Annotated in this window: 19 protein-coding genes; 18 read left to right on the top strand and 1 reads right to left on the bottom strand. The window is 71.6% G+C overall.

Going from position 1 to position 24,697, the window contains the following annotated elements; all coding sequences use genetic code 11:
* The first annotated feature begins 51 nt into the window (after positions 1-51).
* From IO24_RS0127320 to IO24_RS0127360, 9 genes are all read left to right on the top strand, one after another.
* Positions 52-963 carry a membrane protein gene (locus IO24_RS0127320; RefSeq protein WP_031139991.1) on the top strand — a complete coding sequence of 304 codons (912 nt, stop codon included), beginning with the start codon at positions 52-54 and terminating at the stop codon, positions 961-963.
* Between the two features lie 158 nt (positions 964-1,121).
* Positions 1,122-2,507, top strand: a complete 1,386-nt coding sequence (locus IO24_RS0127325) for a nitrate/nitrite transporter (RefSeq protein WP_031139992.1) — start codon at positions 1,122-1,124, stop codon at positions 2,505-2,507.
* A 116-nt stretch (positions 2,508-2,623) separates the two neighbouring features.
* Positions 2,624-3,775 carry a uroporphyrinogen-III synthase gene (locus tag IO24_RS0127330; protein WP_031139993.1) on the top strand — a complete coding sequence of 384 codons (1,152 nt, stop codon included), beginning with the start codon at positions 2,624-2,626 and terminating at the stop codon, positions 3,773-3,775.
* A 333-nt stretch (positions 3,776-4,108) separates the two neighbouring features.
* On the top strand, positions 4,109-4,702 hold the full coding sequence (locus IO24_RS0127335) for a CGNR zinc finger domain-containing protein (RefSeq protein ID WP_031139994.1): 594 nt from the start codon (positions 4,109-4,111) through the stop codon (positions 4,700-4,702).
* Between the two features lie 352 nt (positions 4,703-5,054).
* Positions 5,055-5,576: a sigma-70 family RNA polymerase sigma factor gene (locus tag IO24_RS0127340; RefSeq protein WP_010039908.1), complete on the top strand. Its 522-nt coding sequence runs from the start codon at positions 5,055-5,057 to the stop codon at positions 5,574-5,576.
* Positions 5,576-6,406: an anti-sigma factor family protein gene (locus IO24_RS0127345; RefSeq protein ID WP_078899423.1), complete on the top strand. Its 831-nt coding sequence runs from the start codon at positions 5,576-5,578 to the stop codon at positions 6,404-6,406. The genes IO24_RS0127340 and IO24_RS0127345 overlap by 1 nt, the downstream gene beginning before the upstream one ends.
* 126 nt (positions 6,407-6,532) lie before the next feature.
* Entirely contained in the window at positions 6,533-8,830 is a 2,298-nt protein-coding gene (locus tag IO24_RS0127350; protein ID WP_031139999.1) for a HelD family protein, read from the top strand.
* A gap of 331 nt (positions 8,831-9,161) precedes the next feature.
* Positions 9,162-10,595 (top strand): NAD-dependent malic enzyme, encoded by a 1,434-nt coding sequence (locus IO24_RS0127355; protein ID WP_031140000.1) that lies wholly within the window; start codon positions 9,162-9,164, stop codon positions 10,593-10,595.
* Positions 10,596-10,934: 339 nt separating this feature from the next.
* Positions 10,935-11,216 (top strand): HU family DNA-binding protein, encoded by a 282-nt coding sequence (locus IO24_RS0127360; protein WP_003990598.1) that lies wholly within the window; start codon positions 10,935-10,937, stop codon positions 11,214-11,216.
* A gap of 153 nt (positions 11,217-11,369) precedes the next feature.
* Here IO24_RS0127360 and murA read toward each other — a convergent pair whose 3' ends face one another.
* Entirely contained in the window at positions 11,370-12,710 is a 1,341-nt protein-coding gene (gene murA, locus IO24_RS0127365; RefSeq protein ID WP_031140004.1) for a UDP-N-acetylglucosamine 1-carboxyvinyltransferase, read from the bottom strand.
* Between the two features lie 252 nt (positions 12,711-12,962).
* Between murA and IO24_RS0127370 the strand changes: the two genes are divergently transcribed.
* The 9 genes from IO24_RS0127370 to IO24_RS0127410 all read left to right on the top strand — a co-directional run bounded on the left by IO24_RS0127370 (position 12,963) and on the right by IO24_RS0127410 (position 24,528).
* Positions 12,963-13,535 (top strand): YqgE/AlgH family protein, encoded by a 573-nt coding sequence (locus IO24_RS0127370; protein WP_031140006.1) that lies wholly within the window; start codon positions 12,963-12,965, stop codon positions 13,533-13,535.
* Positions 13,536-13,564: 29 nt separating this feature from the next.
* Positions 13,565-13,846: a DUF3039 domain-containing protein gene (locus IO24_RS0127375; RefSeq protein ID WP_003990595.1), complete on the top strand. Its 282-nt coding sequence runs from the start codon at positions 13,565-13,567 to the stop codon at positions 13,844-13,846.
* Between the two features lie 211 nt (positions 13,847-14,057).
* Complete coding sequence (locus IO24_RS0127380) at positions 14,058-15,356, top strand: extracellular solute-binding protein (protein ID WP_031140009.1); 1,299 nt, start codon at positions 14,058-14,060, stop codon at positions 15,354-15,356.
* 107 nt (positions 15,357-15,463) lie between these two features.
* Positions 15,464-16,438 carry a carbohydrate ABC transporter permease gene (locus tag IO24_RS0127385; protein WP_420823228.1) on the top strand — a complete coding sequence of 325 codons (975 nt, stop codon included), beginning with the start codon at positions 15,464-15,466 and terminating at the stop codon, positions 16,436-16,438.
* Complete coding sequence (locus IO24_RS0127390; RefSeq protein WP_031140013.1) at positions 16,435-17,280, top strand: carbohydrate ABC transporter permease; 846 nt, start codon at positions 16,435-16,437, stop codon at positions 17,278-17,280. The genes IO24_RS0127385 and IO24_RS0127390 overlap by 4 nt, the downstream gene beginning before the upstream one ends.
* A gap of 1 nt (position 17,281) precedes the next feature.
* Complete coding sequence (locus tag IO24_RS0127395; protein WP_031140015.1) at positions 17,282-18,907, top strand: beta-N-acetylhexosaminidase; 1,626 nt, start codon at positions 17,282-17,284, stop codon at positions 18,905-18,907.
* A gap of 259 nt (positions 18,908-19,166) precedes the next feature.
* Entirely contained in the window at positions 19,167-20,060 is an 894-nt protein-coding gene (locus IO24_RS0127400; protein ID WP_031140017.1) for an FAD binding domain-containing protein, read from the top strand.
* Positions 20,057-22,213: a (2Fe-2S)-binding protein gene (locus tag IO24_RS0127405; protein ID WP_031140019.1), complete on the top strand. Its 2,157-nt coding sequence runs from the start codon at positions 20,057-20,059 to the stop codon at positions 22,211-22,213. Before IO24_RS0127400 ends, IO24_RS0127405 begins: the two co-directional genes overlap by 4 nt.
* Positions 22,210-24,528: a xanthine dehydrogenase family protein molybdopterin-binding subunit gene (locus IO24_RS0127410; protein ID WP_031140021.1), complete on the top strand. Its 2,319-nt coding sequence runs from the start codon at positions 22,210-22,212 to the stop codon at positions 24,526-24,528. The genes IO24_RS0127405 and IO24_RS0127410 overlap by 4 nt, the downstream gene beginning before the upstream one ends.
* Positions 24,529-24,697 lie beyond the last annotated feature (169 nt).

Consider the following 24,697-nt stretch of genomic DNA (forward strand, 5'->3'; position numbering starts at 1 on the left):
AAACTGCCCGGGTTGCGCTTGTGAACAAAGCGGTCGGCGGGAGCGGTGGGGATGAGTAAGCGGCAGGTACAGAAGATGCTGCGGCTGATGGCGAGCGGGGAACCGGTCGAACTCACCAGCCCGATGGCATCCGTGAAGAAACTCGCCCGGCTGGCCTTCGTCGCCCAGCAGTTCGGCTACGAGTACGCCGACGTCCGCCAGAGCAGCGGACGCAACGGCGCACTCACCATGCTGCTCCTGCCCGACCCCGGCCCGCAGGCCCGGGCCCGGGCCGGGCAGAACTGGGCGCAGTACCCCAACGCGGCCGACGGTGTCTCCCTGCCGCCGCTCGTGCCCGACGCCTTCGAACTCCTCAAGGCCCGCATCAACTTCGACCTCACCGGCAAGCACGCCGAGAAGCGCATGTGGTACGGGGCCCTCGGCGTCACCGTCGGCTGTGCGATCCTCGCCTTCCGTCTCGGGGGTGAGCCCTCCGACTTCGTCGTGGCCGGTGTGGTGTGGCTGCTGTTCGTGGCGATCTTCGGCATCGGCCTCGGGGTGACGCGCAAGCGCAACGCCAAGTTCGCGGCCCTGTTGCAGGCGGCGGGCTTCATGCCGGTGAACGACGCGGCCGGGCGGCTGCGGTACCTGCCGCCCGGGGCTCAGATGCCCGGGCAGGGCAATCCGTTCGCGGGCGGGCCGTACCCCCAGCAGGCGCCTGGGCCGTACGCCCCCCAGCCCGGTGCGTATCCCGGTCAGCCTGCCCCGGGGCCGTACCCCGGCCAGCCCGCCCCGGTGCCGTACCCCGGCCAGCCCGCCCCGGGCGTCTACGGCGGTCAGCCCGCGCAGGCCCCGTACCAGGGCCGGCCCGCGCCCGGTCCCTACGGCGCGCAGCCCCCCGGCCCGTACAGCCAGCCGCATCACCAGCCGTACCCTCAGCCCCACCCTCAGCAGAACGCCCACTGGCAGCCCCCGCAGCACTGACGCGGAGACCTCCCGGAACCTCTCATCCCGCCCGGGCCCGGGGTGAGAGCAAAGTTCCCTCGCGGTCACCCGGTGCCACAGGCAGGAAACGCGTCCTCCCTACCTTCGGGGTCAGTCACTCGAAGTACGACCGAGCCCCGGAGCACAGTGGAGGCGTCATGACAGGCCCTGGCACGGCACCCGCACCCCCGAGCAAGGGCGGACGCTGGATCCGGCACTGGGATCCGGAGAACGAGACGTTCTGGAAGGAGACGGGGGAGAAGGTCGCCCGCCGGAACCTCTTCTTCTCCGTCCTGTCCGAGCACATCGGCTTTTCCATCTGGACCCTGTGGTCCGTGCTGGTGCTGTTCATGGGCCCGGAGTACGGACTGACCCCCGCCGACAAGTTCATGCTGACCTCGATGGTCACGCTGGTCGGCGCCGTAGTCCGCGTCCCCTACACCTTCGCCGTGGCGATCTTCGGCGGGCGGAACTGGACGATCATCTCCGCGGCCCTCCTGCTGGTCCCGACCGTCGCCGCGTTCACCGTGATGGAGCCGGGCACCTCCTTCTCCACCTTCCTGCTCGTCGGACTGCTGGCCGGCATCGGCGGCGGCAACTTCGCCTCCTCCATGACCAACATCAACGCCTTCTTCCCGCTGCGGAAGAAGGGCTGGGCCCTCGGACTGAACGCGGGCGGCGGCAACATCGGCGTCCCCGTGATCCAGCTGGCCGCGCTCGCCATCATCGGCGCGGGCGGCGGGCCGCGCGTGCTGCTCGGGATCTACATTCCGCTGATCCTCGTGGCCGCCGTCATGGCCGCGCTCTTCATGGACAACCTGGAGAACGTCAAGAACGACACCGGCGCCGCCAAGGACGCCGCGCGGGACGCCCACACCTGGATCATGTCCGTCCTCTACATCGGCACGTTCGGGTCGTTCATCGGCTACAGCTTCGCCTTCGGGCAGGTCCTGCAGAACCAGTTCGGACGCACCCCGCTCGAGGCGGCGTACGTCACCTTCATCGGCCCGCTCCTCGGCTCGCTGATCCGGCCCCTCGGCGGCTGGCTCGCCGACCGGCACGGCGGCGCGAAGATCAGCCTGTGGAACTACGTCGGTATGGGTGTGGCGACGGCGGTCCTGATCGGCGCCTCCATGGAGAAGTCGCTGGCGCTGTTCACCGGGGCGTTCGTGGTGCTGTTCGTGCTCAGCGGGCTCGGCAACGGCTCGACGTTCAAGATGATCCCGGGCATCTTCCAGAACAAGGCCCTGGCCAAGGGACTGCAGGGCGAGGAGGCGGCGGCGTACGGGCGGCGGCTCTCCGGGGCCTCCATGGGCCTGATCGGCGCGGTGGGCGCGCTGGGCGGTGTCGGCATCAACCTCGCCTTCCGCCAGTCCTTCCTCTCCTACGGTTCGGGCACCGGGGCGTTCGTCGCCTTCCTGGCCTTCTACGCGGTCTGCTTCGTGGTCATCTGGGCCGTATACCTTCGCCGTACGGCTCCCCGGGTACCCGTCACCACGGCGACCTCGGAGGCGAAGCCGCAGCTCAGCTACGCCGAGGTGTGACGTAACACCAGCGACATCATGCCGATCCGGGCCTGTCACGAGCCGTTGACAGGCTCGATCGGCATGTAGGTACGCCGTACCCACGAAGTACGACGACTGGATGCGGGACGAGAGCCATGTACGAGGAAGAACAGCGACCGGACCACGGACCCCTGGCGGGTTTCACCGTGGGTGTGACGGCCGCGCGCCGGGCCGACGAGCTCGGGGTGCTGCTACAGCGACGCGGAGCCGCCGTCCTGCACGCCCCTGCCCTGCGGATCGTGCCGCTCGCCGACGACAGTGAGCTGCTTGCCGCGACGAAGGAGATCATCGAGCGGGCGCCGGACATCGTGGTCGCCACGACCGCGATCGGCTTCCGCGGCTGGGTCGAGGCCGCGGACGGCTGGGGCCTGGGCGATGATCTGCTGGCGCGGCTGGGCGGCGTACGGATCATGGCGCGCGGGCCGAAGGTCAAGGGCGCGGTCCGGGCCGCCGGGCTGACGGAGGAGTGGTCGCCGTCGTCCGAGTCCATGGCGGAAGTGCTGGACCGGCTGCTGGAGGAGGGCGTCGACGGCCTGCGGATCGCGATCCAGCTGCACGGTGAGCCGCTGCCCGGGTTCGTGGAGGCGCTGCGGGAGGGCGGGGCCGATGTACTCGGGGTGCCCGTCTACCGCTGGATGCCGCCGGAGGACATCACGCCGGTCGACCGCCTGCTGGACGCGACGGTCGCCCGGGCCCTGGACGCGGTCACCTTCACCAGTGCCCCGGCTGCGGCCTCCCTCCTCTCCCGGGCGGAGGACCGCGGACTGCTCGACGAGGTCCTGGCCGCGCTGAGCCACGACGTCCTGCCGGCCTGCGTGGGCCCGGTCACCGCCCTGCCCCTGCAGTCGCGCGGCATTGACACGGTCCAGCCCGAACGCTTCCGGCTCGGCCCCCTGGTCCAGCTCCTCTGCCAGGAACTCCCGGGGCGGGCCCGCTCCTTCCCCGTCGCCGGGCACCGCGTGGAGATCCGTGGCCACGCCGTCCTGGTCGACGGCCACCTCAAACCGGTTCCGCCCGCCGGCATGTCCCTCCTGCGCGCCCTCTCCCGCCGCCCCGGCTGGGTCGTCGCCCGCGCGGACCTCCTGCGCGCCCTCCCCGGCTCCGGCCGCGACGAACACGCGGTGGAGACCGCCATGGCCCGCCTCCGCACGGCCCTCGGCACCCCGAAGCTGATCCAGACGGTGGTCAAGCGGGGCTACCGCCTGGCCCTCGACCCGACCGCGGAGACGAAGTACGCGGACGCGTGACCCCGCCCGGAGGTTGAGCCAGAACACGCCACACGCCACCCACGCCCCACGGGCCCGAGCGGAGACGCCCCGTGGGGGTCCGGCCGCCACGGGCGTGGCGCTCGCGGCGCGGGTGGGGGGCCTCATGTGAGTCCGCCCGGGGCGTGGCGCCCGGCCCCGGGCCTGGCCTGAACGCGGGGGCCGTTCGGGTATTCGCCGCGTCGAGGTGTGTGCGAGGGGTTTCCGGCGTCGTAGCGGGCAGGCACTGTAAGAGGGAACGGTTTCCCGGCCCTCTCACTGGCGTCTCACCGAAGCCCTCGCGACCGGGGTGAACCCCTAGGCGGTGACAGGCACATGGCACTGGGTACGGCCACGGCCCCCTACGAGCTGCGGTTCGACGCCGGGCGGATCTGCCTGGATCTGCTCTCCACCACGCACCCGGAGGAGCGGCTCGACTCCGTGGACGTACTGCGCGCCTGGATCACCGGCTCAGGACTCGTCCCGGCGGACACCGCCCTGGCGCACGCCGACACCGGCTGGCTGCTGGCCTTCCGTGAACTGCGCGCCCAGGTGGACCGGTTGGTGCGCTGCCGGCCGAGACCCGGAGTCGCGACGTACGACCTCGCCCTCGCCCGTGTCAACGACCTGGCCCGCACCTCGCCCCCGGCCCCGCGCGCGGTCCGCGGCGAAGACGGCCAGCTGCTGCGGCGGTTGGACGGTCCGCCCGGCTGCGCCGCCCTGCTCGCGGCCGTCGCCCGGGACGCCGTGGACCTGCTCACCGATCCCGTCGCCCGCGCCGCCCTGCGCCAGTGCGAAGGGGACAACTGCCCCATCGTGTACCTCGACACTTCCCGGGGACGCAGGAGGCGCTGGTGCTCCAGTGAGGTCTGCGGGAACCGTGAACGCGTCGCCCGGCATCGTCGCCGCGCGGCACTCGCCCGCGCGTAAAACGGAATTGAGTGGTCCGTGCACTCAATTTCCCTGTCCTAAATGCGACTTCTGCGACCCGACTGTCGAAGTGATTTCGATTACATGCCGTTTACCTACGCCACCGTAGGGAAGGCCTGGCTTGATCTTGCCGATGTGGCGGAAATGTAAAGAACGCGGGGTGGGAATGTGACCTCATGTCCCGCTCGTCACGTCATCCCGGAGAAATCTGTCGGGTCTCATTGAACGCCCAACCGCTCGCTTCCGTACGGCATGTGGAGCGACCGACTGGGGGAACCCCCGGACACCGGAGGTGGGCGTGCGCAAGGATTCCGTCGTGGCCAATGAACGTGCACCGAGGGCCCGACATCGCATGTCCCAGCCCTCGGAACCCGATGAGGAGCTGATGCGTGCGCTCTATCGCGAACACGCCGGACCCCTGCTGGCATACGTCCTGCGCCTGGTCGCCGGAGACCGGCAGCGCGCCGAGGACGTCGTGCAGGAGACGCTCATCCGTGCCTGGAAGAACGCCGGTCAGCTCAATCGGGCGACCGGATCGGTACGCCCCTGGCTGGTGACGGTCGCCCGGCGCATCGTCATCGACGGCCACCGCAGCCGGCAGGCCCGGCCACAGGAGGTCGACCCGTCGCCGCTGGAGGTCATCCCCGCGGAGGACGAGATCGACAAGGCGCTGTGGCTGATGACTCTCTCGGACGCACTCGACGACCTGACCCCCGCCCACCGGGAGGTGCTCGTCGAGACGTATTTCAAGGGGCGTACCGTCAATGAGGCGGCCGAGACTCTGGGCATACCCAGCGGAACCGTCCGCTCCAGGGTGTTCTACGCCCTGCGTTCCATGAAGCTGGCACTGGAGGAGCGGGGGGTGACGGCGTGATGAGTGTTTACGGGGGTAACCAAGGGTTCGGTACGGGAGGCATGGGTATGTCTGGTCCCATGCAGGAATCTCCGGTGCCGAACGAGCACGAGACCGTCGGCGCCTACGCCCTCGGCATCCTCGACGACGCCGAAGCAACCGCTTTCGAAGCCCACCTCGCGGGCTGCGAATGGTGCGCCCAGCAGCTCGACGAACTGGCCGGCATGGAGCCGATGCTCGCCGCCCTCGCCGACCTTCCCGGCTCCGGCAGCACACCCGCGATCGGCGAGTCGCTGTCCGCGAAGCCCCGCCCGCGCCTGGTCGAGAAGCTGGTCGACGAGGTCGCCGACCGCCGCGCCCAGAAGCGCCGCCGCAACTTCTACATGGTGGCCGCGGCCGGTGCGCTGATCATCGGCGGCCCCTTCGTCGCGGTCGCGACGAACGGTGGCGACGGCGGCAGCGGCGCGGAGAACCGCCCGCTCGCGGCGAGCCCCGCCAAGGCCGCCTTCGACGGCATCTCCGACAAGATCACCGCCACCGACCCGACCACAAAGGTCTCCGCCACCGTCGCCCTCCAGAAGAAGGACTGGGGCACGGGCATGGTCCTGGAGCTGAAGAACGTCAAGGGCCCGCTGAAGTGCGCCCTCGTCGCGGTCGGCAAGAACGGCGAGCGCGAGACCCTGTCCTCCTGGTCCGTCCCGGAGTGGGGCTACGGCCTGCCGGACGCCAAGTCCGACAAGGCCAAGGAGCCCCTCTACGTCCAGGGCGGCGCCGCCTTCGAGCCGAACGAGATCGACCACTTCGAGGTCGTGACCTTCGACGGCAAGCGGCTGGTCGAGGTCGACGCATAGGTCTGTCCGGTCAGCCGGCAGGCGCCATTGGGGCAACAGGTCCCGTGCCTGCCCGCCGACCCGTAGCTTCCAGGGGTCCCCTTCGCGTACGGTTGACGGCTGCCCAGCACGTCAGAAGGGGGCCCGGTGGCCGTTCAGGCTCACAGACAAGACGCGGTCGGTTCGGTGCACGATTCGGTTCGTGACCGGGAGATCAGCGTCGAACAGGAACACCTGGACCGGGTGTACCGGCGCCTCGAGGAGAAGATCCACGAGGCGGAGTTCCTCATGCAGGACGCGGCCCGGCGCGGCCAGGTCGGCACCCCGGGCGCACTCGCCGAACGGGACGCACAGGTCTTCCGCGCCGGCATCCACCTCAGCCGGCTGAACAACGAGTTCGAGGACTTCCTCTTCGGCCGTATCGACCTGCTGACCGGCAAGGACGGCAAGAAGGGGCCCGACGGGGCGTACACCGCGATCGAGCCGGCGGAGGGGGCCGTACGCCCCGACAGCACCGCCGACATCGCCGAGACCCTGCACATCGGCCGCATCGGCGTCCTCGACCAGGACTACGCCCCGCTGGTCATCGACTGGCGCGCCCCGGCCGCCGCCCCCTTCTACCGTTCCACCCCGGTCGACCCCGGCCGTGTCGTCCGCCGCCGCGTCATCCGCTCCAAGGGCCGCCAGGTGCTCGGCGTCGAGGACGACCTGATGCGCCCCGAGCTGACGGCGTACCTCGACGGCGACGAGCTGCCCGTCATCGGCGACGGCGCCCTGATGGCCGCGCTCGGCCAGGCCCGCAGCCACACCATGCGCGACATCGTCGCCTCCATCCAGGCCGAGCAGGACCTGGTCATCCGCGCCCCCGCCGCCTCCGTGACGTACGTCGAGGGCGGCCCCGGCACCGGCAAGACCGCCGTCGCCCTGCACCGCGCCGCGTACCTCCTCTACCAGGACCGGCGCCGCTACGCGGGCGGCATCCTGATCGTCTCGCCGACCCCGCTGCTCGTCGCCTACACCGAGGGCGTGCTGCCCTCCCTCGGCGAGGAGGGCCAGGTCGCCATCCGCGCCATCGGCTCCCTGGTCGACGGCAGCGAGGCCACGCTCTACGACTCCCCGGCCGTGGCCCGCGCCAAGGGCTCCTCCCGCATGCTCAAGGTGCTGCGGAAGGCCGCGCGCGGCGCCCTGGAGATGAACGATCCACCGGCCCGGCTGCGCGTGGTCGCCTTCGGCCGCCGCCTGGAACTGGAGGCCCGGGACCTGGACGGCATCCGCCACGCCGCCCTCGGCGGCACCGCCCCCGTGAACCTCTTGCGCCCCCGCGCCCGCAAGCTCCTCCTGGACGCCCTGTGGGAGCGGTCCGGCGCGGCCGGCCGGCACAGCGACCCGGAGCTCGCCGCCGAACTGCGCTCCTCCTTCGACGAGGACATCACCTCCGAGGACGCCTTCATCGCGTTCCTCGACGCCTGGTGGCCGGAGCTGACCCCGGGGGCCGTCCTGGACGCCATGGCCGACGAACGCCGCCTCGGCCGCTGGGCCCGGCGGATCCTCAACCCCGGCGAGGTCCGCAAGGTCGCCCGCTCGCTGCGGCGCGAGGGCCGCACGGTGCACGACATCGCCCTGCTCGACGAACTGCAGGCCGTCCTCGGCGCCCCGGCCCGCCCCCGCAGGAAGCGCGAACTCGACCCGCTCGACCAGCTCACCGGCCTGGAGGAGCTGATGCCGGTGCGCGAGGAGTCGCAGCGCGAGCGCGCCGAACGCCTGGCGCAGGAGCGCGTCGAGTACGCCCATGTCATCGTCGACGAGGCCCAGGACCTCACCCCGATGCAGTGGCGCATGGTGGGCCGCCGCGGCCGGCACGCCACCTGGACGGTCGTCGGCGACCCGGCCCAGTCCTCCTGGTCCGACCCGGACGAGGCGGCCCAGGCCCGCGACGAGGCCCTCGGCACCCGCCCGCGACGCCGCTTCGAGCTGACGGTGAACTACCGCAACCCGGCCGAGATCGCCGAGCTGGCCTCGAAGGTCCTCGCCCTCGCCATGCCCGGTTCCGTGTCGCCGAAGGCGGTCCGCTCCACCGGTGTCGAGCCCCGCTTCACCGTCGTCGAGGACACGCTGGGCGCGACCGTCCGGGACGAGGCGGCCCGGCTGCTGGAGCGCGTCGACGGCACGGTCGGCGTGGTCGTCGCCATGCAGCGCCGTGAGGAGGCCCGCCGCTGGCTGGCCGGGCTCGGTGACCGGGTCGTGGCCCTCGGCAGCCTGGAGGCGAAGGGCCTGGAGTACGACGCGACGGTCGTGGTCTCCCCGGCGGAGATCGCCGACGAGTCCCCGGCCGGTCTGCGCGTCCTCTACGTCGCGCTGACCCGGGCCACCCAGCAGCTCACGGTCGTCTCGGCCGGCCGGGACGAGCCCGACACGGCGGGAGTTCCGGACCTGCTCAGGGACTGAGGCCCGATACCCACTTGTCGGCGAAATGAACTACCGGTACGGGAATGGCCTTACGGGATCTGTTTGTTAGCCTGGATGTGGCACCGGCCCGATCCAAGCCCCCGGGCCCAACCTTCGTCGCTACGAGCGACCACTTGCCGCGAGGCGAGCATGGCGGGCCGGTGCCACTTACTTGGGAAGAGACCCACGTCCACGTGACGTGGGTCTCTTTTTGCTGGCCCTTTCCGCGAACAAAACGTTCGCAATCGAGGGCGGCTACCTGCTACTCAGCGGTAGGTGCGACGATCGGACGGCACAACTCAGCGTCAGGTGAAAGCAGAGGAAGTCGGCCATGGCAACGGCGCCCAGCGTCTCCTACTCGATGACGGTCCGGCTGGAGGTGCCCGCGAGCGGAACCGCCGTCTCGCAGCTCACCACCGCCGTGGAGTCCTCCGGAGGCTCGGTGACCGGCCTCGACGTCACCGCGTCCGGTCACGAGAAGCTCCGTATCGACGTCACCATCGCGGCGTCGTCGACCTCGCACGCGGACGAGATCGTCGAGGAACTCCGCGGCATCGAGGGCGTCACCCTGGGCAAGGTCTCGGACCGGACCTTCCTCATGCACCTCGGCGGCAAGATCGAGATGGCGTCGAAGCATCCCATCCGCAACCGTGACGACCTGTCCATGGTCTACACGCCGGGCGTGGCCCGCGTGTGCATGGCGATCGCCGAGAACCCCGAGGACGCCCGCCGCCTCACCATCAAGCGCAACTCCGTTGCGGTCGTGACGGACGGCTCCGCCGTTCTGGGACTGGGCAATATCGGCCCCAAGGCCGCGCTGCCCGTCATGGAGGGCAAGGCGGCGCTCTTCAAGCGGTTCGCCGGCATCGACGCCTGGCCGATCTGCCTGGACACCCAGGACACCGACGCGATCGTCCAGATCGTCAAGGCGATCGCCCCGGGCTTCGCGGGCATCAACCTCGAGGACATCTCCGCCCCGCGCTGCTTCGAGATCGAGGCCCGGCTGCGCGAGGCGCTCGACATCCCGGTCTTCCACGACGACCAGCACGGCACCGCGATCGTCGTCCTCGCCGCCCTGACGAACGCACTCCGTGTCACCGGCAAGGCGATGGAGAACATCCGCGTCGTCATGTCCGGCGCCGGCGCCGCCGGTACGGCCATCCTGAAGCTGCTGCTCGCCGCGGGCGTCAAGAACGCCGTCGTCGCCGACATCCACGGCGTCGTGCACGCGGGCCGCGAGGACCTGGTGGACGCCGCCCCGGACTCGGCGCTGCGCTGGATCGCCGACAACACCAACCCCGAGGGCCTCACGGGCACCCTCAAGGAGGCCGTGCGCGGCGCCGACGTCTTCATCGGCGTCTCGGCCCCGAACGTCCTCGACGGCGACGACGTGGCCGCCATGGCCGACGGCGGGATCGTGTTCGCGCTTGCGAACCCGGACCCCGAGGTCGACCCGGCGATCGCCCGCCAGACCGCGGCCGTCGTGGCCACCGGCCGCTCGGACTTCCCGAACCAGATCAACAACGTGCTGGTCTTCCCGGGCGTCTTCCGCGGTCTGCTGGACGCGCAGTCCCGGACGGTCAACACCGAGATGATGCTGGCCGCCGCGAAGGCCCTCGCGGACGTGGTGACCGAGGACGAGCTGAACCCGAACTACATCATCCCGAGCGTCTTCAACGACAAGGTCGCGGGCGCGGTCGCCGGCGCCGTGCGGGAGGCCGCCAAGGCGGTCGGCGCGGCGGCGGGCAGCCCGACCGGCGTCTGAGGCCGCGCCGACCGGGCCCCTCACGGGGGCCCGTGGGCCGGCGGCCTCCGACTGTGAGTAACCCCACGGCGGCGCGGAACCCGGCGCGTCGCAAGACCCCTGTCAGCAGCGGAGCTATCGTGGCGCCAGGCTCAGGCCCTCTTTTCGTGTGACTCCCCAAGGGTGTTCTCACGACTCCTGCGGGTGCTGGATTGGCTTTCCCGCCGCAGGTAGGGGCAGGATGCGTCCCTGGGCGCGAGGGTCTGACGACGGACCCGGGTCCGGGGACTCATCGAGGACCCTGGCAGCATCGGCTTCGATCTGACGCCTCAACGGCAAGATGAACACGGGAGTAAGAACATGAACCGCAGTGAGCTGGTGGCCGCGCTGGCCGACCGCGCCGAGGTGACTCGCAAGGACGCCGACGCCGTGCTGGCCGCGTTCGCCGACGTCGTCGGCGACATCGTCTCCAAGGGCGACGAGAAGGTCACCATCCCCGGCTTCCTGACCTTCGAGCGCACCCACCGTGCCGCTCGCACCGCCCGCAACCCGCAGACCGGCGAGCCCATCCAGATCCCCGCCGGTTACAGCGTGAAGGTCTCCGCGGGCTCGAAGCTCAAGGAAGCGGCCAAGGGTAAGTAAGCGGCCCGTTGCGTGCGCCGTGGGCAACTGCGGGCCGCCTGTGGCTGGTCGCGCAGTTCCCCGCGCCCCTTTGGGGCGCGCCACGTAGAGCCGTATGAAATGCCGAGGGGCGGCCACCTGAAATCAGGTGGCCGCCCCTCGGCGTACGGGGGACTATCCGAGTGCCTTGCCCGGCAGCTCGACCTTCGCGCCCAGCTCCACGAGCTTCTCCATGAAGTTCTCGTAGCCGCGGTTGATGAGGCCGATGCCGTGGACGCGGGACGTGCCCTGGGCCGCCAGCGCCGCGATCAGGTACGAGAAGCCGCCGCGGAGGTCGGGGATGACCAGGTCCGCGCCCTGGAGCTTGGTCGGGCCCGAGACGACGGCCGAGTGGAGGAAGTTGCGCTGGCCGAAGCGGCAGTTCGAGCCGCCCAGGCACTCGCGGTAGAGCTGGATGTGCGCGCCCATCTGGTTCAGCGCGGACGTGAAGCCGAGGCGGGACTCGTAGACCGTCTCGTGGACGATGGACAGGCCCGTGGCCTGGGTCAGGGCCACCACCAGCGGCTGCTGCCAGTCGGTCTGGAAGCCGGGGTGGACGTCCGTCTCCAGCGCGATGGACTTCAGCTGGCCGCCGGGGTGCCAGAAGCGGATGCCCTCGTCGTCGATCTCGAAGGCCCCGCCCACCTTGCGGTAGGTGTTCAGGAACGTCATCATCGAGCGCTGCTGCGCGCCGCGGATGTAGATGTTGCCCTCGGTCGCCAGTGCCGCGGAAGCCCAGGACGCGGCCTCCAGACGGTCCGGGAGGGCGCGGTGGTTGTAGCCGCCGAGCTGGTCCACACCCGTGATGCGGATCGTCCGGTCGGTGTCCATCGCGATGATCGCGCCCATCTTCTGCAGCACGCAGATGAGGTCCTCGATCTCCGGCTCGACGGCCGCGTTGGACAGCTCCGTGACGCCCTCCGCGAGGACGGCCGTCAGCAGCACCTGCTCGGTGGCGCCGACGGACGGGTACGGCAGCGCGATCTTCGTACCGCGCAGGCGCCGGGGCGCCTCCAGGTACTGGCCGTCCGCCCGCTTCTCGATCTTCGCGCCGAACTGCCGCAGCACCTCGAAGTGGAAGTCGATGGGCCGGCCGCCGATGTCGCAGCCGCCGAGACCGGGGATGAACGCGTGGCCGAGGCGGTGCAGCAGCGGTCCGCAGAACAGGATCGGGATCCGGCTCGAACCCGCGTGGGCATCGATGTCAGCGACGTTCGCGCTCTCCACGCGCGTCGGATCCATCACCAGTTCGCCGGGCTCGTCACCCGGACGGACCGTCACACCGTGCAGCTGTAGCAGACCCCGTACGACCCGAACATCGCGGATGTCCGGAACATTGCGCAGCCGGCTCGGAGCGCTGCCCAGCAGCGCTGCGACCATGGCCTTCGGTACGAGGTTCTTCGCACCGCGGACACGGATCTCGCCCTCCAGCGGGGTTCCGCCGTGGACAAGCAGGACATCGTCGTTGACGGTCATGAATCTCGCGTTCCATGGAGTCGGGCAGGGGCCAGGAGGGAAAGGGTAATCGCCCACCACCCCCCTTCTGTAAGCCTGAGTCAGACCCAGCCACGTCATAGCTTCGTCACAACACGAACCGTTCCGTGCCGGGCACATGGGGTCACCGTCGCTCTCGTGTGCGTCGGACGCTTCGGTGCGCCCTGAGCTGCGTTCCCTCCCCGTGCCGCATTGCCTCCCCACGCGAGGGGAGAATGCGGGATCATGTCTGCCATGACCGAGGTGTCCTCGCTCACAGGGCGGTTGCTCGTGGCCACCCCCGCCCTGGCGGACCCGAACTTCGACCGCGCGGTGGTGCTGCTCCTCGACCACGACGAGGAGGGCTCCCTCGGTGTCGTCCTCAACCGTCCCACCCCGGTGGGTGTGGGCGACATCCTGGAGGGCTGGGGGGATCTCGCCGTGGAACCGGGTGTCGTGTTCCAGGGCGGCCCGGTGTCGCTGGACTCGGCCCTCGGTGTCGCGGTCGTCCCCGGCGGCGCGTCCGGCGAGGCCACCCCGCTGGGCTGGCGCCGGGTGCACGGGGCGATCGGTCTGGTCGACCTGGAGGCCCCGCCGGAGCTGCTCGCCTCCGCCCTCGGCTCGCTGCGCATCTTCGCCGGGTACGCCGGCTGGGGCCCGGGCCAGCTGGAGGACGAGCTGGTCGACGGTGCCTGGTACGTCGTCGAGTCGGAGCCCGGTGACGTCTCGTCCCCGTCTCCCGAGCGGCTCTGGCGCGAGGTGCTGCGCCGCCAGCGCAGCGAGCTGGCGATGGTGGCGACGTACCCGGACGACCCTTCGCTCAACTGATGCGTGTGAGCTTCAGTACCCTTGGCCCTATGAGCACTCTCGAGCCCGAGCGCGGGACTGGTACGGGGACCCTCGTAGAGCCGACGCCGCAGACCTCCCACGGTGACGGTGACCACGAGCGCTTCGCCCATTACGTCCAGAAGGACAAGATCATGGCGAGCGCCCTCGACGGCACTCCCGTCGTGGCGCTGTGCGGCAAGGTCTGGGTGCCGGGCCGCGACCCGAAGAAGTACCCCGTGTGTCCCATGTGCAAGGAGATCTACGAGTCCATGAGCTCCGGCGACGACGACAAGGGCAAGGGCGACAAGTAGGCCCGGTCCGCGGGGCGTGAAGCCCTCAGGGTGCGTTTTGTGCGCCCTGAGGGCTTTTGTGCTGTCCGGGCGTTGCGCGGGGTGCGTCTGCCGGTCACAGAGTGGTTGAGACCTCTTGTGGGCGCGTTCCCGCAGTCCCTAGCCTCCGAAGTGTTGTGCACAGCGAAACCTTCATTGCGCATGTTGCAACACTCCCTCGGAGGAGCACTCCATGAAGCTGTCCGTCCGTTTTGCCGGGCTCACCGCGCTCGCCGCCCTCCTGGCCACCGCCTGCGCGCCCCAGACCTCCTCGAACTCCTCCTCCGACAAGGACGAGAAGACCGGCACGCTGCGCGTGTGGCTCTTCCAGGAGGTCGGCAACGCCCCCAAGGAGAAGGTCGTCGACGCGGTCGTCGCCGACTTCGAGAAGACTCACAAGGGCACCGAGGTCGATGTCGAGTACATCCCCGTCGACACCCGTGCCCAGCGCGTCAAGGCCGCCTTCAACGACCCCGCCTCCGCGCCCGACGTGATGGAGTACGGCAACACCGACACGGCCGGCTATGTGAAGGACGGCGGACTCCTCGACGTCACGGAGGAGTTCGGCGCCTGGAGCGAGGCGAAGGACACCGACCCGACGGCCAGGCAGTCGGTGACGGTGGACGGCAAGTTCTACGGCGCCCCGTTCTACGTCGGCGTCCGCGCCCTGTACTACCGCACGGACGTGTTCGAGGAGCTCGGCCTGTCCGTCCCGAGGACGATGGCCGAACTCGCCTCCACGGCCCGTGAGATACGCGCCGCGAAGCCCGAGCTGTACGGGCTGGTGGTCGGCGGTGCCTACACCTATGGCGCGATGCCGTTCGTGTGGGCCAACGGCGGTGAACTCGCGAGCGGCAAGAGCGGGTCGTACGCGTCCGGCATCGACAGCCCGCAGGCCCGCAAGGGCATCAAGGCGTACACCTCACTCTTCGGCGACGACAACTGCCCGGCCGCCAAGTGCGCGGGCATGGGCGGCAACGACACGATCTCCGCGTTCGCCGCGGGGAAGGCGGGCATGGCGATCGGCGGCGACTTCAGCCACACCGCCGTCGAGGCCGGCAAGGTCAAGGGCAAGTACGCCGTCGTCCCGCTGCCGGGGGTCGAGTCCGGCTCGATCGCACCGGCCTTCGCGGGCGGCAACAACATCGGCGTCCTGAAGAGCACGTCCCACCGCACGCTCGCCGTCCAGCTGATGGAGCGGCTCGCGTCGAAGGAGACGCAGAGTGAACTCTTCGACGCGATGGGCTTCCTGCCGACCTTCACGGACGTCCGGCAGCAGGTCGCGCAGCAGGAGCCGTTCGTGAAGCCCTTCGTACAGACCCTCTCGGCCGGCACGAAGTTCGTCCCCGCCTCACCCGCCTGGGCCCAGATCGACTCCTCCCTGGTCCTGCCGACGATGTTCCAGGAGGTCATCAGCGGCAAGAAGGACGTCGCGAAGGCCTCCGAGGACGCCGCGAAGAAGATGAACGACGCGTTCGGCTCCGCGGGGTGAGCCCGGTGAACCATCGCGCGGAATCCGATGGGGCAGACCCGGCCGGGACCGGTTCGGTCGCCGCTCCGCGCGAACAGGTGGCCACCGTGGGCGCGTCCGGCCCGGCCGTGCAGGGCTTTCCGGCCGCGCGCAAGTCCTCCGAGGCCCACGCCCGGCGCGCCGGGCGACCGGGCGCGCGCCGGAGTGGGGCGGGCAGGGCCGGACGCGTCGGGGGCGGCTGGACGCCATGGCTGTATCTCGCGCCCGCGCTCGTCGTGCTCGGAGGGCTGCTCGTCTATCCGATCTACCAGCTCGGGCTGATCTCGTTCTTCCGGTACACGCAGGCGCAGGTCAGTGGCGGGGAGCCGGCCACCTTCGAGGGGTTCGGGAACTACGCCGAGCTGTTCGGGGACCCGCAGTTCTGGCAGGTGCTGCTCGCCACCGTGCTCTTCGCGGCGGCCTGTGTCGTCTCCACGCTCGCCGTCGGCTGCGCCCTCGCCGTGCTCCTCACCCGCGTCCGGGCCGTGCCGCGGCTCGCGCTGATGCTGGCCGCCCTGGGCGCGTGGGCGACCCCGGCCGTGACCGGCTCCACGGTGTGGCTGTTCCTCTTCGACCCGGACTTCGGCCCGGTGAACCGGATGCTGGGCCTCGGCGACCACTCGTGGACCTATGGCCGGATCAGCGCCTTCTTCCTCGTCCTGCTCGAAGTGGTCTGGTGCTCCTTCCCGTTCGTGATGGTGACCGTCTACGCCGGGATCCGTGCCGTACCCGGCGAAGTGCTGGAGGCCGCCTCCCTCGACGGCGCCTCGCAGTGGCGGATCTGGCGCTCCGTCCTCGCCCCGATGCTCCGGCCGATCCTGGTCGTCGTCACCATCCAGTCGGTCATCTGGGACTTCAAGGTCTTCACCCAGATCTACGTCATGACGAACGGCGGCGGCATCGCCGGCCAGAACCTGGTCTTGAACGTCTACGCCTACCAGCAGGCCTTCGCGTCCTCGCAGTACAGCCTGGGCTCCGCGATCGGCATCGTGATGCTGCTGATCCTGCTCGCCGTCACGCTGGTGTACCTGCGGCTGCTGCGCCGGCAGGGGGAGGAACTGTGAATCCCGTACGCGCCCTTGTGCGCCGCCCGGGGCGGCTGGCCGCCGAGGCCTCCGCCCTGCTGATCGCGGTCGTCGTCGCCTTCCCCCTCTACTGGATGGTGCTCAGCGCCTTCAGACCGGCCGGGGAGATCGAGTCCAGCGAACCGAGGCCGTGGACGCTCGCGCCCTCCCTGGATTCCTTTCGGCGCGTCTTCGGGCAGCAGGAATTCGGCCGCTACTTCCTCAACAGCCTCGTCGTCGCGGGCAGTGTCGTGATCGCCTCCGCGCTGATCGCGTTTCTCGCCGCGACCGCCGTCACACGATTCCGTTTCCGCCTCCGGACCACCCTTCTGATCATGTTTCTGGTGGCCCAGACGGTGCCCGTGGAAGCCCTCACGATCCCCCTGTTCTTCCTCATGCGGGACGCCGGTCAGCTGAACACGCTGGGCTCGCTGATCCTGCCCCACATCGCCTTCTCACTGCCCTTCGCGATCTGGATGCTGCGGGGGTTCGTGAAAGCCGTCCCGGAGGCACTGGAAGAGGCCGCGTACATCGACGGGGCGACCCGGGCGCGATTCCTCTGGCAGATCCTTTTCCCGCTCGTGCTGCCGGGTCTCGTGGCCACCAGCGTGTTCTCGTTCATCTCCGCCTGGAACGACTTCCTGTTCGCCAAGTCGTTCATCATCAGCGACACCTCGCAGTCGACGCTGCCGATGGCCCTGCTCGTCTTCTACAAGCCCGACGACCCGGACTGGGGCGGAGTCATGGCCGCCTCCACGGTGATGACGATTCCGGTCCTGGTCTTCTTCGTACTCGTACAGCGCCGCCTGGTCTCCGGACTGGGCGGAGCGGTGAAGGACTGACGTGACCGAACTGATTCCGGCGCCCCGCGGTGCCGTCGCCGGTTCCGGCGAGGTGCGGCTGGCGCGGCACTCCCGGCTCTACGCCGACACCGCGGGCGAAGGCGTCGCCCACTGGCTGAGCGCCGCCCTCCGGCAGTCCACCGGCCTGCCGCTGCGCGAGGGGCGGGAACGCGACGACGCCCGCGGCGACGGCATCGGGCTCCGGCTCGCCCCCGGGCTCGGCCCCGAGGAGTACCGCCTCGTCAGCGACCGGAACGGCGTCCTCATCGAGGGCGGCGGCGCGGCCGGTGTCTTCTGGGGCGCCCAGACGCTGCGCCAGCTCCTCGGCCCCGACGCGTACCGCAGGGCCCCGCTCGGCCGCGACCGCGCCTGGACCGTGCCGTACCTCACGATCGAGGACGCCCCCCGATTCCGCTGGCGCGGCCTGATGCTCGACGTCGCCCGGCACTTCATGCCCAAGGACGGCGTGCTGCGGTACCTCGATCTGATGGCGGCGCACAAACTCAACGTCTTCCACTTCCATCTGACGGACGACCAGGGCTGGCGCATCGAGATCGAGCGGCATCCGCGGCTGACCGAGATCGGCTCCTGGCGCACCCGCACGAAAACCGGCCACCGGGCCTCGCCGTTGTGGGAGGACAAGCCGCACGGCGGCTACTACACCCAGGACGACATCCGGGAGATCGTCGCCTACGCCGCCGAGCGGCATATCACCGTCGTCCCCGAAATCGACGTACCGGGCCACTCGCAGGCCGCCATCGCCGCGTACCCGGAACTCGGCAACACCGACGTCATCGACACGACCGCCCTCTCCGTCTGGGACACCTGGGGAATCAACCCGAACGTACTCGCCCCCACTGACAACACCCTGCGCTTCTACGAGGGCGTCTTCGAGGAAGTACTCGGGCTGTTCCCCTCGGAGTTCGTGCACATCGGCGGCGACGAATGCCCCAAGGACCAGTGGCGGCGGTCGGAGACCGCCCAGGCGCGGATCAGGGAACTCGGGCTCGCGGACGAGGACCAGCTCCAGTCCTGGTTCATCGGGCACTTCGGCACATGGCTGGCCGAACGCGGCCGCCGGCTGATCGGCTGGGACGAGATCCTGGAGGGCGGGCTGGCCGAGGGCGCCGCCGTGTCCTCCTGGCGCGGTTACGCGGGAGGCATCGCCGCCGCCCGGGCCGGCCACGACGTCGTCATGTGCCCCGAGCAGCAGGTGTACCTGGACCACCGTCAGGACCCGGGTCCCGGGGAGCCGGTACCGATCGGGTGGGTGCGCACCCTGGAGGACGTCTACCGGTTCGAGCCCGTTCCTCCGGAGTTGACGCCCGGGGAGGCCCGGCACGTGCTGGGCACCCAGGCCAACCTGTGGACCGAGGTGATGGAGGACCACGCGCGCGTGGACTACCAGGCCTTCCCCCGCCTCGCGGCCTTCGCGGAGGTCGCCTGGAGCGCCCTGCCCGCCCCGGCGGAACGGGACTTCGCGGGTTTCCAGCGCCGTATGACCGCCCATTACCGGCGGCTCGACGCCCTGGGCGTCGCCTACCGGCCCCCCACGGGCCCGCTGCCCTGGCAGCAGCGCCCCGGGGTGCTGGGCCGCCCGAAGGACGGCCCGCCGCCGCACCGGTAGCTCGCCCCCTCGTTACCGAACAGCTCGAACAAGCCACGGAAAAAGCGCACAAGGGTCACCGAAAGTGCCAATCGGCACGCACTGGTGAAGCGGTGAGAAAACGGACCATCTCGCCGGTGAGGTGGGCGAATGCCTCCTAGCGGACCCGTGTCCTCGGCTCTCGCCAAGATGTGCCAGAGTTGCCACGTCCGCCCTGTCAGCACGTACCGTACGGCAGCACAGGTGGGACCAGGTGGGGCAGCGGGAAGGGGCAGCCGGTTTGACCACGCACGCACCGCAGGCGGCGCAGGCCGTCACGCTGCCCACGACGCTGGACGAGGCCGTCGCGGCACTCACCGCCGTGCCCGCCGCCGTGCCCGTCGCGGGCGGCACCGACCTGATGGCCGCCGTCAACTCCGGGCAGCTCAGACCCGCCGCGCTGGTGGGACTCGGCCGCATCAGCGAGATCCGCGGCTGGCAGTACCTGGACGGTCACGCGATGCTCGGTGCGGGCCTCACGCACGCGCGCATGGGCCGCCCCGACTTCGCGGCCCTGATCCCGGCGCTCGCCGCCGCCGCGCGTGCCGCGGGCCCGCCGCACATCCGCAACGCGGGCACCCTGGGCGGCAACATCGCCTCGGCCGCCCCCACCGGGGACGCCCTGCCGGTGCTGGCCGCCCTGGAGGCGACCCTGATCGTCGCGGGCCCGGGCGGAGCCCGCCGGGAGATCCCCGTGTCGCACCTGCTGGCCGGGATGGACATGCTGCGCGCCGGCGAACTCATCGGCTACGTGCGCGTGCCGCTGCTGCACGCCCCGCAGGTCTTCCTGAAGGCGACCGGCCGGACCGGACCGGGGCGTGCGGTGGCGTCCGTGGCCCTGGTCCTGGACCCCGCGCGCCGGGGCGTGCGCTGCGCGGTGGGCGCCATAGCGCCGATGCCGCTGCGGCCGCTGGAGGCCGAGCAGTGGGTCGGCAGCCTCATCGACTGGGACAACAACCGGGCGCTCGTCCCGGAGGCGCTGAACGCCTTCGGGGAGTACGTCGCCGCGGCCTGCATCCCCGACGCGGCGCCGGCCGGGGACGGCTCGGTGGCGCAGCTTCCGCCCGCCGTACTGCACCTGCGGCGCACCGTCGCCGCGCTGGCCCGACGAGCACTGGGGAGGGCGCTGTCGTGACCGACGACCAGCACGGAGAGGGCACGCCCCGGGGCGGGAGCCGCTGGGACCCGCTGCCCCAGGGCGAGTACGACGACGGCGCCACGGCCTTCGTCGAACTCCCCGAGGGGGGCGTCGACGCCCTGCTGGCCGCCGACAGCCCCCTGGCCGCGCCCGGCCACGGCTACGTACCGCCGCAGATAGCGGTCAACCCCGCGACGACGGCCGGCACCGACCCGGCCGCCACGGGCGCGTGGCCGGTGCCGGGCGCACCGGTCGACGGGGCCCAGTGGCACGACCCGAACGCCGGGCGCCCGCAGCACGGCCACGAGCACGGCGCGCACGAGCAGCAGGGCTACGACGTGCCCGAGCAGCCGTACGGCGGCTCCGACGCCCCGTACGACCCCGGGACGCCCTACGGCTCCGACGCGAGGGCGCGGCCGCACGGCGGGGACGACCGGTTCACGTACACCCCGGGGGCGACCGGGCAGTGGAACTTCGAGGAGACCGCGCACGCGGCCGAGGCGCCCGGCCATGACGTGACCGGGCAGTGGTCCATCCCCGTCGCCGGGGGCGACCTTCCGGACGAGTCGGGCGAGTTCACCACGTCCTCGCTGGTCGAGCAGTGGGGCGGCACCCCGCCGGCCACGCTGCCCGGCGGCGCGCCCGCGCCCTGGGCGACGCACGCCGCGGGCCGGCCCTGGGGGCAGCAGGACCCGCACGACACGGCAGGGCAGGAGGAGGCCCACCCGGGCTACCCCCACGAGCCGGGTCACGAGAGCGGTCACGAACAGGAGTACGGGCAGCAGGGCGACGCCGGACCGGCCTCCGGATACGCGCCGGAGCAGCAGGCCGCCGGTCCGCTGCCGCAGGAGGCGGACCCGGGCGAGGCCGGGCCCGGGCACTCGCGGGACGCTCACGCGCCGGAAGCCCGCGAGGACACCGGCCACGCGCACCAGCCGGGGGAGTTCGGCCACGCGCCGGAGTCCTCCGGGATCGCCGGCCACGGCCCGGAGACGCCCGGCGCGTCCCACCCACCTCGGCCGTCGGAGTACGCGCCGGAGCAGCCCGGGGCGGCCGGGCACACGGCGGAGGAGCCGCGTTTCGCCGACCACGGGTTCGAGCCCTCCGACTTCCCCGGCCACGGGCCGGAGGAGGCGTCCGGCCCCGACGGTCACGTACTCGGGCAGCCCTACGCCGAGACGCCCGACGAGTTCCCCGGGGAGCCCGGGCCCGAGGCGGACCCGGAAGCCGCCGCCCTCCCGCAGGACGCCCAGGAAGCCTCACAGCCCGCTCCCGGCCCCGGTGAGCCCTCCGAGGACGCTCCTGGGGCCCCAGAGGCCGCCGACAGCCCCTCCGAGCCCCTCCCGGTCCTCGCGGACGCCGACACAGGCCCGGAGACCGTCGACGGCGACCTCCGGGACGAGCCGGCCCCGGACGAGGACCCGGCCACCGAGGCGGCCGACCCGGCCGGCACCCCGGGCGCCCCGGCCGTCGCCGCCCCGCACGACGTCCCCCCCGCCGCCCCCCAGGAGGAACACCCCCTCGCCTCCTACGTCCTGCGCGTCAACGGCGCCGACCGCCCCGTCTCCGACGCGTGGATCGGCGAGTCCCTGCTGTACGTGCTGCGTGAGCGGCTCGGGCTCGCGGGCGCCAAGGACGGCTGCTCGCAGGGCGAGTGCGGCGCGTGCAACGTCCAGGTCGACGGGCGGCTCGTGGCGTCCTGCCTGGTCCCGGCCGTGACCGCCGCCGGCAGCGAGGTCCGTACCGTCGAGGGCCTGGCCGAGGACGGCCGGCCCTCGGACGTGCAGCGGGCGCTCGCGCGCTGCGGCGCCGTGCAGTGCGGCTTCTGCATCCCCGGCATGGCGATGACCGTGCACGACCTGCTGGAGGGCAACCCGGCGCCCACCGAGCTGGAGACCCGCCAGGCACTGTGCGGCAACCTGTGCCGCTGCTCCGGCTACCGGGGCGTGGTGGACGCCGTCAAGGACGTCGTCGCCGAACGCGAGGCCCACTCCGCGCCCGCCGACGGCGACACCGGCGAGGCCCGCATCCCGCACCAGGCGGGCCCGGGCGCCGGGGGCGTGCACGCGTCCGCCTTCGGAGCACCCCCGGAACGGCACTCCCCGGAACCGCATGACCAGCCCTACGGCCAGGACGGAGGCCCCGCGTGAGCAACGAAGCAGCCACCGCCCAGGCCACACAGGCCGCGGAGGCCGCCTCCGCCCCCGAACCGCTTCCGCACGGCATCGGCGCCTCGCTCCCGCCCGCCGACGCCCGCGCCAAGACGGAGGGCACCTTCCCGTACGCCGCCGACCTGTGGGCCGAGGGCCTGCTGTGGGCGGCCGTGCTGCGTTCACCGCACCCGCACGCGCGCATCGTGTCCATCGACACCTCCCACGCGCGTGAGATGCCCGGCGTCCACGCCGTCGTCACCCACGAGGACATCCCCGGCAGCCCGTTGCACGGCCGCGGCACGGCCGACCGGCCGGTCTTCGCCTCCGAGGTCGTGCGCCACCACGGCGAGCCCATCGCGGCCGTCGCCGCCGACCACCCGGACACCGCGCGCATGGCGGCGGCCGCCGTCATCGTCGAGTACGAGGTCCTCGACCCGGTGACCGACCCGGAGCAGGCCTTCGAGGCCGAGCCGCTGCACCCCGACGGCAACCTGATCCGGCACATCCCGCTGCGCCACGGCGACCCGGAGGCGGCCGGCGAGATCGTCGTCGAGGGCCTGTACCGCATCGGCCGCCAGGACCCCGCGCCCATCGGCGCCGAGGCGGGCCTGGCCGTGCCCCGCCCGGACGGCGGGGTGGAGCTGTACCTCGCCTCCACCGACCCGCACGCCGACCGCGACGCGGCCGCCGCCGCGTTCGGCCTGGAACCCGAGCGCGTCAAGGTCGTCGTCACCGGCGTCCCCGGCGCCACCGCCGACCGCGAGGACCAGGGCTTCCAGCTCCCGCTCGGGCTGCTCGCGCTGCGCACCGGCTGCCCGGTGAAACTCACCGCCACGCGCGAGGAGTCCTTCCTCGGCCACGTCCACCGGCACCCCACCCTGCTGCGCTACCGCCACCACGCCGACGCCGAGGGCAGACTCGTCAAGGTCGAGGCGCAGATCCTGCTCGACGCGGGCGCCTACGCCGACACCTCCGCCGAGGCCCTGGCCGCCGCCGTCGGCTTCGCCTGCGGCCCCTACGTCGTCCCGAACGCCTTCATCGAGGGCTGGGCCGTACGCACCAACAACCCCCCGTCCGGTCACGTGCGCGGCGAAGGCGCCATGCAGGTCTGCGCCGCCTACGAGGCGCAGATGGACAAGATCGCCAAGAAGCTCGGCCTCGACCCGGCGGAAGTGCGGCTGCGCAACGCCCTGGCGACCGGCGACGTCCTCCCGACCGGCCAGACCGTGACCTGCCCGGCCCCGGTGGCCGAACTCCTCCAGGCCGTACGGGACTTCCCGCTGCCTCCGCTGCCCAAGGACACACCCGAGGACGAGTGGCTGCTGCCCGGCGGCCCCGAGGGCGCGGGCGAACCGGGCGCGGTGCGCCGGGGCGTGGGCTACGGCGTGGGCATGGTGCACATGCTCGGCGCCGAGGGCGCGGACGAGGTCTCCACGGCGACCGTGAAGGTCCACGACGGCGTCGCGACGGTCCTGTGCGCGGCCGTCGAGACCGGCCAGGGCTTCACGACCCTGGCCCGGCAGATCGTCCAGGAGACGCTCGGCATCGACGAGGTGCACGTGGCACCGGTCGACACCGACCAGCCCCCGGCGGGCGCGGGCTGCCGCGGCCGGCACACCTGGGTCTCCGGCGGGGCGGTGGAGCGCGCCGCCAAGATGGTCCGCACGCAGCTCCTCCAGCCGCTCGCCCACAAGTTCGGCATGTCCACGGAGCTGCTCCAGATCACCGACGGCAAGATCACGTCGTACGACGGGGTCCTCTCGACGACCGTCACCGAAGCGCTGGACGGCAAGGAACTGTGGGCCACCGCCCAGTGCCGCCCGCACCCGACCGAGCCGCTGAACGAGGCCGGCCAGGGCGACGCGTTCGTGGGCATGGCCTTCTGCGCGATCCGCGCGGTGGTGGACGTCGACATCGAGATCGGTTCCGTACGGGTCGTGGAACTGGCCGTCGCCCAGGACGTGGGCCGGATCCTCAACCCGGCCCAGCTGGCCGCCCGCATCGAGGCGGGCGTGACGCAGGGCGTGGGCATCGCGCTCACGGAGAACCTCCGCACGCCGCGAGGCCTGATCCGCCACCCCGACCTGACCGGCTACGCCCTGCCGACGGCCCTCGACGCGCCCGACATCCGCATCGTCCGGCTGGTCGAGGAACGGGACGTGGTCGCCCCCTTCGGGGCCAAGGCCGTCAGCGCGGTGCCGGTGGTGGCGTCTCCGGCGGCCGTCGCGTCCGCCGTACGGGCCGCGACGGGCCGCCCCGTGAACCGGCTCCCGATCCGCCCCCAGGCCGCGGTGGTCACGGAACGGGCCTGACCGCTCGTCGGGACGGTGTCGTGCCGGCCGACTGCGGTCGCGCCACCGGCTGGAGGCGATTCTCGCGGAAAGGGAACGCGCGAGGGTCCTCTGCGCGTCATGTGAGGTGAGCGCGTGTGGTCGTCGGGCGCGCGTGGCTGTTCCGGGGCGTTGTCAGTGGTGGCGCGTA

It is taken from the genome of Streptomyces flavovariabilis (assembly GCF_000725785.1).
Classification (GTDB): Bacteria; Actinomycetota; Actinomycetes; order Streptomycetales; family Streptomycetaceae; genus Streptomyces; species Streptomyces hawaiiensis.